The sequence below is a fragment of the Dakarella massiliensis genome (assembly GCF_001182045.1).
GTDB lineage: Bacteria > Pseudomonadota > Gammaproteobacteria > Burkholderiales > Burkholderiaceae_F > Mesosutterella > Mesosutterella massiliensis.
Genome location: NZ_CVTY01000006.1, coordinates 549,056 through 561,500, shown reverse-complemented (window position 1 = coordinate 561,500; position 12,445 = coordinate 549,056). Strand labels below are relative to the sequence as shown.

Annotated in this window: 11 protein-coding genes; 6 read left to right on the top strand and 5 right to left on the bottom strand. The window is 55.2% G+C overall.

Annotated elements, in window-relative coordinates:
• Positions 1 to 920 precede the first annotated feature (920 nt).
• The 5 genes from BN1936_RS06295 (at position 921) to BN1936_RS06275 (ending at position 8,017) form a co-directional block, all read left to right on the top strand.
• Positions 921 to 1,982, top strand: coding sequence for a hypothetical protein (locus BN1936_RS06295; protein WP_148521195.1), 1,062 nt, complete (start codon positions 921 to 923; stop codon positions 1,980 to 1,982).
• 301 nt (positions 1,983 to 2,283) lie between these two features.
• Entirely contained in the window at positions 2,284 to 3,315 is a 1,032-nt protein-coding gene (locus BN1936_RS06290; RefSeq protein WP_022443759.1) for a hypothetical protein, read from the top strand.
• Positions 3,316 to 3,543: 228 nt separating this feature from the next.
• Positions 3,544 to 5,946, top strand: coding sequence for an aconitate hydratase (locus BN1936_RS06285; RefSeq protein WP_022443758.1), 2,403 nt, complete (start codon positions 3,544 to 3,546; stop codon positions 5,944 to 5,946).
• A 172-nt stretch (positions 5,947 to 6,118) separates the two neighbouring features.
• Positions 6,119 to 6,529: a hypothetical protein gene (locus tag BN1936_RS06280; RefSeq protein WP_148521194.1), complete on the top strand. Its 411-nt coding sequence runs from the start codon at positions 6,119 to 6,121 to the stop codon at positions 6,527 to 6,529.
• 3 nt (positions 6,530 to 6,532) lie between these two features.
• Positions 6,533 to 8,017 carry a sensor histidine kinase gene (locus tag BN1936_RS06275; protein ID WP_049686911.1) on the top strand — a complete coding sequence of 495 codons (1,485 nt, stop codon included), beginning with the start codon at positions 6,533 to 6,535 and terminating at the stop codon, positions 8,015 to 8,017.
• 169 nt (positions 8,018 to 8,186) lie between these two features.
• Here the strand turns inward: BN1936_RS06275 and BN1936_RS06270 are convergent, their stop codons facing one another.
• The 5 genes from BN1936_RS06270 to BN1936_RS06250 form a co-directional block, all read right to left on the bottom strand.
• On the bottom strand, positions 8,187 to 8,525 hold the full coding sequence (locus BN1936_RS06270; protein WP_022443754.1) for a cytochrome c3 family protein: 339 nt from the start codon (positions 8,523 to 8,525) through the stop codon (positions 8,187 to 8,189).
• A 20-nt stretch (positions 8,526 to 8,545) separates the two neighbouring features.
• Positions 8,546 to 9,964, bottom strand: a complete 1,419-nt coding sequence (locus BN1936_RS06265; protein WP_049686909.1) for an FAD-dependent oxidoreductase — start codon at positions 9,962 to 9,964, stop codon at positions 8,546 to 8,548.
• A 162-nt stretch (positions 9,965 to 10,126) separates the two neighbouring features.
• Entirely contained in the window at positions 10,127 to 10,438 is a 312-nt protein-coding gene (locus BN1936_RS11740) for a LuxR C-terminal-related transcriptional regulator (protein WP_022443752.1), read from the bottom strand.
• A complete protein-coding gene (locus BN1936_RS11735; protein WP_022443751.1) occupies positions 10,395 to 10,784 on the bottom strand; it encodes a response regulator transcription factor in 390 nt (129 codons plus the stop codon). The genes BN1936_RS11740 and BN1936_RS11735 overlap by 44 nt, the downstream gene beginning before the upstream one ends.
• Before the next feature lie 97 nt (positions 10,785 to 10,881).
• A complete protein-coding gene (locus BN1936_RS06250) occupies positions 10,882 to 11,280 on the bottom strand; it encodes a type II toxin-antitoxin system HicB family antitoxin (RefSeq protein ID WP_022443750.1) in 399 nt (132 codons plus the stop codon).
• Positions 11,281 to 11,430: 150 nt separating this feature from the next.
• Here BN1936_RS06250 and BN1936_RS06245 point away from each other — a divergent pair, with 150 nt between their 5' ends.
• On the top strand, positions 11,431 to 12,432 hold the full coding sequence (locus BN1936_RS06245) for a hypothetical protein (RefSeq protein ID WP_022443749.1): 1,002 nt from the start codon (positions 11,431 to 11,433) through the stop codon (positions 12,430 to 12,432).
• Positions 12,433 to 12,445: the final 13 nt, after the last annotated feature.

Below are 12,445 nucleotides of genomic sequence, written 5' to 3'. Positions count from 1 at the left end.
GCCGGCGTGCCGCCTTGGCCCCCTGGCGGACAGTACGAATAAAAAATACCCCGCCGTGGTTTGGCAATTGATAGCAAATCAGTATAATTTGCTGGCCCACAGCGTTTGTGCGTTTTCGCGCTGTGGGCTCCTTGCACCGCCCACCCCCGAGTCCTGAACACCTTGCGGGGCTGGGCGGTGTTTCTCTATCTGGCAGTAAGAAACAAAGACTCTTTGGCTTCACCGCAGGGTGCTCATTCCGTAAGAAGATTTCCATAAGTTTCGGCGTTAAGATTCCGCGGTCTTTAACAGCCAGCCATCCGCTTTCCGACTCCAGCGACTCCGGAAAAAGAACGTCATTTCCCTGTCGTTTGATTTTCTTATACGGAAATCAAGTTTGAGACCGTAAAAGGTATTTTCCCGGGATTTTTGACACTTTTTGCTTATTTATTAGGCAATCGTGAGAAAATCAGGCAAGTTTTCTGAGGTCAAATCCGGGAATTCCGGCGCTTTTCTCCGTCTCCCCGGCCCTTTAGCTGCGAGATCCCTCTTGATTCTCACATACTGAAATCAAGAAGCGTCTTCAAACCGGTTTTTTCCGGCAAATTTTGAGACTGCCGGGACCGGTTTTTGAGCTGAAAGAGTCTGTTTCGGGCATTCATGTTCCTGTTTTCCCCCGTTTCGATGAATTTTTCATCTTGATTTCGATATACCCAAATCAAGTGGAATCTGAAGCCATAAAAAAAACATCTTGAAATTGATATATTGAAATCAAGTTTCCCTGCGGACAGCCCTTCCAAAGAGAAAGAATATGGCATTACGGCTGATCAAAAAGACCGTTATGGGAATCACCGGGAACTCGCCAGAATCCCGGGTTTCTGGCGATCTATAGCGCTGTTTACCATTGATAGCAATATGATGTTTTCATAACTCAAACTGAAGTGGGCCCGGAACTGTGGTTCCTGATCCCCGCTTATCTCGCTATGAAGAAAATCGCATTGGCTCTCTGCTGCGCTGCCACGGCCCTTATGAGCCAGGGTGTGTCGGCCCACGGAATGACTCAGAACGACCTGATGAATCTGACAGAAGCGTATGCCTATGTCTATCAGCGGCAGCAGGTGCTCGCGGCGGCGGAGAAGCAATTCAGGAACGACGTTGGGGTGCTGGGCGTGGTTGATACCTCGCGTCTCACATGGAATCTGCTCTATCCGGACGCGGAAAACGCGCTGATCACGCATCTCGGACACTTCGGTCTCAGCCGGGCTGATATCGCGAAGCTCACCGCGGAAACGCTCGGAGCCTCGGATAAGAATCTCCGATTCCGGGACGCGAATCAGGCCAAAGCCGTGGTGCTGCACTACAGCCTGGTGTCCAAGAGTCCAACCGAGAAGGAAAACCGGGGCCGCCGGACACTATCGGATGCCGCCTTCTCGGACTACCCGGAAGAAGAGTTCGCGTTCCATCGGACAGCGCACGAAATCAAATATCCGCTTCGGAATACCGCGGGGGAGAAAAAATTCCGAATCCTGATCCCGGATTCCTGGGAAGAAACGCCGATGAGTTTTCCGGGGCATCTTGGCTACTGGACGAAGAATGATGAGGACGTCGTCGTCTCGATCGGCGCGAGGCGGCCTGTCGACGATGACTACAACCCTGCCGATTTCATTTACCGGAACCTGAAGGCAATCGAATCGACGCCGGAAATCTGGAAGCGGTTCGGACCGCTTGAAAGCGAGCTCGTTAAGAAGGGCTCTTCGAAGGTCGTCATTTTCGACCGGACACCGGTGATCCTTCTCGAGTGGGACGGACAATTCTCGAGAGACAATACGCCTTTCTACACGCACATCACTTCAGCGATCTATCAGGATGGATCGCAGTACGTGGATGTGGAATTTTATGTGGCGTCATGCGATCCCGAGGCAGCGAAGCGGGCGGGTAACAAGTACCAGATGCTGAGAGACCAGATCCTCAGTTCTATCCGGTTAGTTTCCGCAGACAAATAATCTCCGAAGCCCGCTGATTCCGCGGGCTTTTCCTTTATCCGTGGGGCAGAAGCGGGCAACTTTTCTTATCCCCCTATCTGATCCTGATTTTCTAATATCGGAGTCCAGTCTCCCAATGGCCTTTATTGATTGAGGTGACATTACGGTTTTTGAAAATCTCGTTACAGAAGAGGATCAAGAGACTCCGAGGCTGAACGTCGGCCGCCTTTCAAGTGGATCAATCAAGGAGGCAGGGATGTTCATTTAGTAACTAATCCGGTACTATCTGCAGTAACTGATTTTTCTCTCTGCCTCCTTCACCATGAAGAAACTCATTATCACTATTGCCGGCGCTGCCACCTGCCTCTTCAGCCAAAGCTCTTTGGCGCACGGGTTTACACAGACTGATCTTCAGAACCTTGTTGAGGCTTACGCATTTGTGTACCAGCAGAAACAGCTGATCGAAAACGCCCGGAAACAGTTTCCGAATGACAAACATTTAATGATAGAAGTCAGTGCCAGCGAGGCGGTTTGGAATACTGACTATCCGAATTCGGAAGAGGCCTTGCTCAGTCACATTGACGAGTTTGGCCTGACCAGAGAAAAATTAACCGGAAAGCTGGAAGCCAAACTCCGAAAGTTCAACTCGAACCGCAGATTCCATAATAAAAATGAAGCACTAAAATTAGTACATCAGTTCACCGGGGTTACGGACCACCCGACTCAGGATGAAAAGCGGATTTTCGCAACGGTCAGTGATGTGACTTTCTCTGAATATCCGGCAGAAGAACTTTTCGTTCACAAAAAGACATACTCAGAGTCTTTGCCTCGAGAACCGAACAAATCGCCTCGGAAGTTTCAGATTTCTCTCCCGGAATCCTGGGAAAAGAAACCACTGGATCATCCTTTTTCCCTTGGTTATTGGACTAAGTCCGATGAACACGCGTTAATTACCGTTTTAGTCTTGCGGGAAAGACAGACCGATGATCTTCCGTTTTTTAGGGAATACCGCTATTTGATGAAACGCATCAAGGAAGATAGTGCGGCGATCTGGAAAGAGTACGGTCCTCTGGAGGATGAATCCATTGCTAAAGGCCGGATTGATGCTGACTTTGTGGGCGACAGCGCAACCGGAACAGCGCTTCTGCTCGACTGGAAAGGAAGCGACAAAATAGAAAAGAACCACCCATTTTTCTATCATTCATACGTCGCGGAATACTTTGATTTTGACGAAAACATCCGGGTTGAGTTCACGATTGCGTCACCGGATGCCGAAACAACTGAAAAGACAGCGGAAAAATATCGAAAGTTAAGAAATCACATCTTTAATTCCGTTAAAGTAATCTTCAACTGATCCTGTATTTCCATGCCCGCCTTGCGCGGGCATTTTCATATCCAGAAAACAGAAACGGACCTGTTTTTGGGATTTTTTGTGTCACCCAAGTGTCGTTTTTTTGACGTGTGACCGGGCTACCTAGGCAGAGGTCTAATCCAAACTTACTACGTCGAGAGACATAGAGAGCCGCAAAGAAAAACGCGGCGGTCTCTCAATACGCATACAACCAAAAAGGAGATTTTAGCCATGCCCGTTTCGGTTTCACGCCGCAGCCTCTTGAAAGCCTCAGGTCTTACCGCCGCCGCGGTGAGTATGAATGGCGCAGCGTCCGCGGTCGCTTCCGCAGCGACGAAGGACATCAACGTTCAGCATCCGATCAGGAATATCGAGCACGTCCGCGCGTTCTATAAGAATTTCCCGACGCGGCTCGCCGCTGTGCGGAAGGGATTTAACCGTCCGCTCACGCTTTCTGAAAAGATCCTCTACACGCATCTCTATCACATCGAGGATGCGAGGGACTTCAAGCGCGGCCACGAATTCGCGAATTTCCGCCCGGATCAGCTCGTGATGGAAGACCTCACCGCGCAGTCCGCGATGCAGCAGTTCCTCGTCGCGGAGTTCCCGAAGGTCCAGCTTCCCTCCTCCATCCACTGCGATCACCTGACGCTCGCGAGCGACGGCGCGATCAAGGATCTGAAGGTCTCAAACTACGATAACCGCGTGACCTACAAGTTCCTGAGCGACGTGAGCGATAAGCTCGGTATCGACTTCTGGGAACCGGGCGCGGGCATTATTCATCAGGAGACACTCGAAAACTACGCGTATCCGGGCTGCCTCATTGTGGGCTGCGACTCTCACACGCCGAATGGCTCGGGGCTTGGCGGCATCGCGATCGGTATCGGCGGCGCGGACGCCGTGGACTGCATGTCGGGGGTCGAATGGGAGCTTCCGGTGCCGAAGGTGATCGGCGTGAAGCTCACCGGGGAACTGAAGGGGTGGTCCACTCCGAAGGATGTGATCCTCAAGCTCCTCGGAATTCTCTCCGTCAAAGGCGGCACGAACGCCATTATTGAATACTTCGGTCCGGGCACGGATACCCTTTCCGCGACCGGCAAAGCGACGATCGCGAACATGGGCGCGGAACTCGGCGCGACAAGCTCAGTCTTCCCGTATGACTCCCACATGATGGATTACCTCCGGAAGACAGGCCGCGAAGAGATCGTCCTGATGGCAAATAAGATCGCGGGCGACCTCAGAGCCGATAAGGCGGTGTACGAGAACCCGTCCAAATTCTATGACCAGGTGATCACGATCGACCTCTCGACTCTTGAACCCCAGGTGTCCGGACCGTATTCGCCTGACGCTGACATGAACCTCTCCGAAATGAAGGAGAACGTGAAGAAGAAGGGGCTTTCGGACAAGATCGAAGCGGTGCTGATCGGTTCCTGCACGAATTCATCCTACGAAGACATTTCGCGCGCCGCCTCCATCGCGCAGCAGGCGCTCGATCACGGGATTTCTGTGAAGTGCCCGATGTTCCTGTCGCCAGGCTCCAACCTCGTGAAGGCCACGATGGACCGCGACGGTCTCACGCAGGTCTTCCAGAAACTCGGTGTCACGGTGCTCGCGAATGCCTGCGGGCCGTGCGTCGGCATGTGGAACCGGAAGAACAACCCGAAGCGTAAGAACACGATCGTTCACGGCTTCAACCGCAACTTCCGGAAGCGTAACGACGGGAACCCGCTCACTGAAGCGTTCCTCGTGTCCCCGGATATCGCGGTCGCTTACGCGCTCGGCGGCCGTCTCTCCTTTAACCCGATGACGGATACCGTGACGGGGAAGGACGGAAAGGCGGTGAAACTCGAAGTCCCGCACGGAAATGAACTCCCGCCGAAGGGCTTTGCCCGCGCCGGCACTGGCTGCCACACGGCGACCTTTAAGACGAAAGTGATCAAGATCGACCCGAGCTACGACCGCCTGCGGCTGCTTGACCCCTTCCCCGCCTGGAACGGGAAGGATATCCAGGGTCTTCCGCTCCTCATCAAGGTGAAGGGGAAGTGCACGACGGACCACATTTCGCCTGCCGGCAAGTGGATTCACTACGTTGGGAACATCTCCCGGATTTCGGATAACACGCTTTCTGTCGCTGATAACGCCTTCCAGCCTGGGAAACTCGACCACGTCTTCAATCAGAAGACGGGGACCTACGACAAGGTGAGCTCTGTCGCGAAGAGCTATAAGGCCGCGAACCAGTTCTCGTGCGTCGTGGCGGACGAAAACTACGGTGAAGGGTCGTCCCGCGAACAGGCCGCGATGCAGCCCCGCTACCTCAATGTCCAGGTGATCATCGCGAGGAGCTTCGCCCGAATTCACGAGACGAACCTGAAGAAGCAGGGCATCCTCGCGCTCACCTTCGCGAATCCGGATGACTGGAACAAGGTGCAGGAGAAGGACCGCATCTCGGTGGTTGGCATGAAGGACTTCAAGCCTGGTAAACCGCTCACCGTGATCCTCAGTCACGCCGATGGGTCTCAGGACCGTGTCCAGGTGAACCACACCTACACCGATCGTCAGATCGAGTGGTTCCGTTATGGGTCGTCGCTTAACATGCTCCGCGCCCAGAACCAGGCTAAGGCGAAGAACGCCTGAGCTCTTTAGCAGTACCCGCTCCTGGATTCTCCCGATCCGGGAGCGGCGATTCTCTCTTTGGTCTTCGTTTGAACGTACGACGTTTTCACGCTCTTCCTCTTTTTTCAGATGAAGAGCGTGTTTTTTTATTGTGAGGGGCCGAGTCCTCTTCCCTATACTTATAGGCGTTACCGTGAACCTTTATTCGTTTATTCCCATGCGCCGCGCGAGATACCGCCTGAAACCTGTGAGCCTCTGCCTGATCGCGGGCTTTCTTGCTCTCCCGCTTCTTGTTACGCCGGCGGGCGCGTCCGGGATCGATGAGCCGTACCCGATCGGGCGCGTACTCACTCCCGAAACCGCGGCGCGGAAGGACGCCCCGGACGTGGTCCGGATGCAGGTCTCGCACTTCTCGCAGCCGAACCAGAATGACGCGATCATCATGCCGACGGTGCGCGCGTTTCAAAAAGCGTTCGGGCGGGATCACTTTTACGCCGAGGTGTTTTCAGGGGAACGGATCAATCCGAAGAAAACGGACCTGGTGCTGAGCTCCGCGGGGACGTACCGCCGGGCGGCTGACATCGGAAGCCGCGATATCGGGTAGCTCGTGTCGGATCGCTTTCCGGATCCGAATCACGCGGAAGGCTCCGTTTTTGTCGTGCGGAAAGGAGACCGGACGTACCAGAGTCTGAAAGATCTGGAGGGACTGAGGCTCGTGACGAGCGGCCCCAAGGCCTTCACTGGCTTCCAGGTCGCGATGGGGGAACTCCTGCGGGAGGGCTTCAACCCCGACCGGTTCTTTTCGGATCAGATTGTGAAGCTGAACGATATGCCGTCTGTCGTTACGGCGCTCCGGAACGGGGAAGCGGATGTCGGCGTGCTGCGAACCTGTTTCCTTGAAGATATGGCATCCGAAGGGAAAGATATTTCAGACCTCGCTGTCGTCGGCGCGAAACCGGAAACGAAAGACTTCCGCTGCATTCGAAGCACGGCGCTTTACCCGAATTGGACCGTGACGATTACGCCTCACGCGACACCGGATGTCGCGAGGCTCGCCGCGTCCACCCTCCTCTCGATGAAACCGATCCCCGGGAACCTCCACTGGGGGATGGCGACAGATTTCACCCCGGTCGACACCCTCTTCAAGGAACTTAAGATCGGGCCGTATGAGTACCTGCGGCACTGGACCCTGAGGCGGTTCCTCTCCGAATACTGGCCGTTCCTCACGCTCTTTATCGCCGCGGTCATCGGGCTCCTTCTTCATTCGGTCCGGAGTGACCGGCTGGTGGAGCGAAGGACCCGTGAACTCACAAAAGCCTACGCAAAGCAAAAAGAACTCGAAGAACGCACGCGTCGGGCAAACGAGCATCTCGCGTCGCTTCAGAAAAACGGGATGATCGGGCAGATGAGCTCCATGGTCGTTCATGAACTCCGGCAGCCCCTCGCGACAATCGTGAATTACGTGCAGAGCCTTCTGAGACTCTCAGACATGCATCGGCCGAATTCCGAAGCCATGATGCAGAAAGGCCTCACCACAATTCGAAGCGAAGCCTTGAAGGCGGACGAAATCGTGACGAAGGTCCGGGACTACGCGAAGCGGTCGAGCGGCTCGGACACCCGGACCGTGATTGATCTTTCGGACCTTGTGACGCGCTCCGTCTCGAATCTCGAGGACTCGAGCCGCTACCGGACCGCGATTCAATCTGATACCCGCCCTGGGTGCCTGATCGAGGGGGACCGGCTTGAGATTGAAGTCGCGGTCGTGAATCTCATCAAAAACGCGCTTGAAGCCGCGGACCGGAAGGGAGGCGCAGACGCCCGGGTCTCGGTGGTGCTTAACCGGTTTGAAACGGCGGATGGGGAATCGATCCGGCTCACGATTCAGAACACCGGTGAGGTCCTCACAAAAGAGCGGCTGGAGAGTCTCGGGTACGCCACAAAGAGCGCGAAGCCTGAGGGGCTCGGGCTTGGGCTCGCCATTGTCCGCACCATCATCCAGAACCACTCGGGAACGATCGCCTTTAACCCGGGTGCCGCCGGGGGACTTGCCGTGACCGTCACGATCCCAGCTCCGGCTCATCCGATTTCCTGATTCTGTCGCTTTCTCCCCTCCACTCTTCGGCCCTTCTGCTTCTCTTCTCTATATAGATAAGAAAAAAACCGGAAATCCGTCTGCCCCCGGAGAGAGAAAGGGCGGGATTTCCGGGGAACCTCAAGAATGAGGAGAAGTCAAAGGAAGAACGGAGGACTCGCTTCCTGTCTTACGGCGTCTTCAGATTGAACTTGTGGCACTGGCTGCAGGAAAGCGTGCTCTGCTGGTGACCCTTGTGGCACGTCGTGCAGTCGCGTTCGCCGTAGTGGTTGAAGTGCGGGTTCGGGTGAACGTTCTCGGTCTTCTTCGCGAGCGCTTCGTAAGACTTGTGGCACACGAGGCACTGCGCTTTGCGGACCGGTTTCGTGGTGTCGCCATTCACGTGGCAGGACTCGCACTTCACGCCGCGCTCGACGTGACGGTCCGCGAGGAAGTGGTCAGTCGTTCCGGCAGCCGCGGCGGACCCCGCGATCAGCATGGCGAGCGTCATAACGATTAAGTTTTTCATGGTCGTTTTCTCCCCTTCGGTTAAGCGTTCTTATGCTTTGAAGCCATATCAGCCGCGGCAATGCGGCCGAACACAGTGGCACCGCCAAGCTGCGAGCCGCCGATATAGTTTCCGAAGAAGAGACCGCCCGCGGCGTTGCCGACCGCGTAGAGACCCTTGAACGGGACGCCTTCGTTACTCACGATCTGAGCCTTAGAGTTGATCTTCGGGCCGCCGAACGTGGCCGTGATACCGCCCTGGAACGGGAACGCGTAGTACGGAGGCTTATTGAGGGGCTTCGGATCCTTGAGGGAGCATGGCGGATTCATATCCTTCAGCTTTCCGTCCGCGAGCGCCTTGTTGTATTCGGCGAAAAGCTTCGTGAAGACTTCGGGCTTCAGCCCCATCTTCTGCGCGAGTTCTTCCGGGGTGTTCGCGATGATCACTTCGCTATTCATCCCGAGGAACTTCTTCGCCGCCATTTCGGAGCGCGGCCAGTTCGCGTCAATCAGGTGATAGGCCTTGTTTTCCTTCGTCTTCGTCGCGGTCGCCATCGACTTCTGCGTGTACGTGAACACTTCATCCATGAAGCGCTGGCCCTGGCAGTTCACATCAAGACCCGTGCCGGCATCAATCACGAAGTTCGGATTCGCGTGGGTGTTCTCCACGATCGGACCGCAGTGGAACTGGTCCATGTGAACGAGCATCGCGCCAAGCGGCTCCGTCATCGAGACGTTTTCACCCGTGACGTACTGAGATCCGCGGAGTACGAGGCGGGAGAGCGGACCTCCCATATAGCGGCAGAGCATCGCGCGGTTCGCGGAGAAGCCGCCGGTACCGATCACGACACCGTCACGCGCCATGTAGTTCTTGAGGCCGTCGTCCGTCAGGCACTCAACGCCCACGATCCGATACTGGTTATCGGTGATGAGTTTCAGACCTTTCGTGTTGAAGCGGACCGGGATCTTGCGGTGAAGGAGCGGCCACGGGAGGCTGCGGATCTTCGCGAACTTCACGCCGATCTTCTTCTGCAGCCACTCGATATCGGGGCCGATATTTTCAACATAGGTGTCGACGAGCGCGGGATCGGCGCGGTTCTGCGACACTTTCATCATGTCAGCGCGGAACGCCTTTTTCGTTTCGTTGAATCCCTGAGCCTTCTGAAGGTCGGTGCCCCAGGCGGCGATACCGCCGGACGCGAAAATGGAGTTACCGGCGGCCCAGGACATCTTTTCGAGCACCACAGGCTTCAGACCGCGGTCAAAGGCCTCAATCGCGGTGACGAGGCTTCCGGTGCCCGCGCCGAGAATGACGCAGTCAAAGGTTTCGGACGGAAGCGTCTTATTGATGTTCGACTTCTGGGACGGGGAAGCTTTTCCTGTCGCAGCCTGAGCGACACTCGCGGTACCCGCGGCCGCTGCCGCGACACCGGCTTTCAGCCAATTTCTCCGAGTCAGCATACATATCTCTCCATGAGTGAGTTCTTGGTCTTGTGAGGACATCCGGTCACCCGAATCCCCTCTTCTCAGGAGAAATTGTGTTTCGGGGGTCTACCTAGGTGACCCCCATCGAAATCAGAAAATAGTCAGAAAGACTATGCCGAAAGACGTATAAAACCCGCTTTACCGCTCCGGGTTCGCGGCGAGGAACGCGTCAACCCGCGCGAAAAACTGTGCGAGGTCGGCGGAGGAATGAAGCCCGAGTTTCTTAAGGGCGGATCCCCGGTAGTGCTCCACCGTTCGGTGCGAAATCTCGAGCCGCTCCCCGATCGCCCGGCTCACAAAGCCCTGGATCGTGAGGCGGCAGATTTTTTCTTCCCTCTCCGAAAGACTCTGGAAAAGCTTCACCTCTTCCCGGATATCGCGGCTGATGCCTTCACGCCGCAGACGGTCATTTTCTAGCGCCCGCGCGACCGCCGGGAGGAACTTCTCCACGTTGATCGATTTTTGTCTGAAAGTCGCACGCCCCATCCCGCATCGCGCCCACCGCCATATCGGTGTCGCCATGCGCCGTGAGGAAGATCACCGGGACTTCGTACCCCCGGTGATTCAGCCGGTCAAAGAGATCAAGTCCGCTCATTTCCGGCATCTGGATATCGAGGATCAGGCACCCGGGGCGGCTTGGGGTGTCAGACTTCAGAAAATCCATGGCGCTCGCGTAGGACACGACCTCATACCCCTCGCACTGCAGCATGAATTCAAGCAACTGCCGAAGCGTGTCGTTATCGTCCACGACGCGGATAAGCGGGGGAAGTGCCGGGGTGTCAGTCTGAAGTGCCATAGGAAAACGTTGCTGCCTTGAAGTGATCTGGATCGCGGTAATTCTACTCACGGAAGTCCGGAGGCCGTCAAGAATAAGAATTCCGCAAACGACGTTTCTACCCTGCCGGATTTGAAATTACGAGTTTCGCGATGAAGCCAGAACGGGTTTCGCCGGCTGCTTTGGCCTGGCGGTCAAGACGCGTCAGAACCCTCGCGGGGAGCGTGATATTCACGCGGATCGATTTATCGGAAAGCGCCTCCGGATCCACATCAATCACGGACCAGATCCAGCCTTCAAACCCTGGATTCTTTCTGAGTTTTTCGAATGAGGATGGGGCTGGAATGGCTCTGCCATTATCGAGCTCTGACTCCATCCAGAGTTCGGCAGCCGCCTTTCCGTTTCTGAGTGCCTCTTCCAAAGTGTTTCCGGCTGAAAAGCATCCCGGCAGATCAGGAATCACAACACCAAACGCGTTTTCATCGTCACCTGGTTCAATCGCGGTCAGATACTTCATGATTTCGGCTTCCGATTATTTTTCATACACATCATACACATAAAAACTCTTCAATCCGAATACTGACACGTTCCGTATTCGTATCCATTGCCTTGGTTACTGAAACCGTTCAGAATCGAAGAAGCACTTAATTCAAAAGATCGTTTTCCTATGAAAACCGCCGCTCTGATTCTCTCTGCCCTCTTCTTCACCTCAATCAGCGGCGCGGCGTCCGCTCACGGTCTTGGGGAATCCGATATCCGGAATCTCGCCGAGGCCTACGGCTACGTGGAGTATCAGAAGACCGCGCTCACGGAAATCATGCATTCGTACCCCGCTCTCACGCCGGATGTTCTCATGTTTCAGCGCCGCTTCCGGGATCGGTTTCCGGGAGCCGAAGCCGCGGTGCGGAAACACTTTGAATGCTTCGGGGATTTCGGGATCAAGGTGCTCGCGAAATCAAACGAACGGATCGGGAAGCTGATGCCGGACGTGAAGTTCAGGAACGAGGAACTCGCGGAGAAGCAGCTTGATCTCTTTATTGCCACGCTTGATCAGCCGACAGAACTGACGGACCGGATTTTCCGGACGCTGTCCGACGTCTCCTTCACCCATAACCCGGCAGAAGAGTTCTCGAGGAACAAAGAAACCTATTCGACAAAAGGGAACCCCAAGGCTCAGGGGCTCAATATCGAGATCTCGTTCCCGCTCTCCTGGGTGCAGAAAACGAAAACCGTCCGCCCGCATGTAGTGAGCGAATGGATGAAGGCGGATGAACAGACGGTGCTGATCTCCGTGATCGGAATCGACACCAATCCGGATCCGGAAGTTAAGGCGAACTGGGAGCTCCCCGTTCTCAAAGAAGTGGTGAAGTCTCCCGATTTCTGGACAGACATCTTTCCGCCGGTTGGTGAAATCGTGAAACGCGGGGACGCGAGAGCCACGATGCTCGATTCCTACCCCGCGATTCTCGCTGACGCGACCGTGAAGACCGAGCGGCTTGGAAATGTTCTCTATCTGCACACCTTTTACATGCTTTTCCTTGTGGAAAACAAGGCTGTGAACGTACAGTTCACGATAGGATCAAAGGATCTCAGGACCACGGATTTATCAACACAGAAATACCGTAAACTCGCCTACCAGGTATTCAATTCGATCTACGTGAGAAAATGAGCATTTTTATTTC

What these genes read in the sequence shown, in the direction of transcription:
- BN1936_RS06290 (WP_022443759.1), top strand. Translation starts at nt 2,284, where the DNA reads ATGAAGAAACTCATTATCACTATTGCCGGCGCTGCCACCTGCCTCTTC.
- BN1936_RS06285 (WP_022443758.1), top strand. Translation starts at nt 3,544, where the DNA reads ATGCCCGTTTCGGTTTCACGCCGCAGCCTCTTGAAAGCCTCAGGTCTT.
- BN1936_RS06270 (WP_022443754.1), bottom strand. Translation starts at nt 8,525, where the DNA reads ATGAAAAACTTAATCGTTATGACGCTCGCCATGCTGATCGCGGGGTCC.
- BN1936_RS06265 (WP_049686909.1), bottom strand. Translation starts at nt 9,964, where the DNA reads ATGCTGACTCGGAGAAATTGGCTGAAAGCCGGTGTCGCGGCAGCGGCC.
- BN1936_RS11735 (WP_022443751.1), bottom strand. Translation starts at nt 10,784, where the DNA reads ATGGCACTTCAGACTGACACCCCGGCACTTCCCCCGCTTATCCGCGTC.
- BN1936_RS06250 (WP_022443750.1), bottom strand. Translation starts at nt 11,280, where the DNA reads ATGAAGTATCTGACCGCGATTGAACCAGGTGACGATGAAAACGCGTTT.
- BN1936_RS06245 (WP_022443749.1), top strand. Translation starts at nt 11,431, where the DNA reads ATGAAAACCGCCGCTCTGATTCTCTCTGCCCTCTTCTTCACCTCAATC.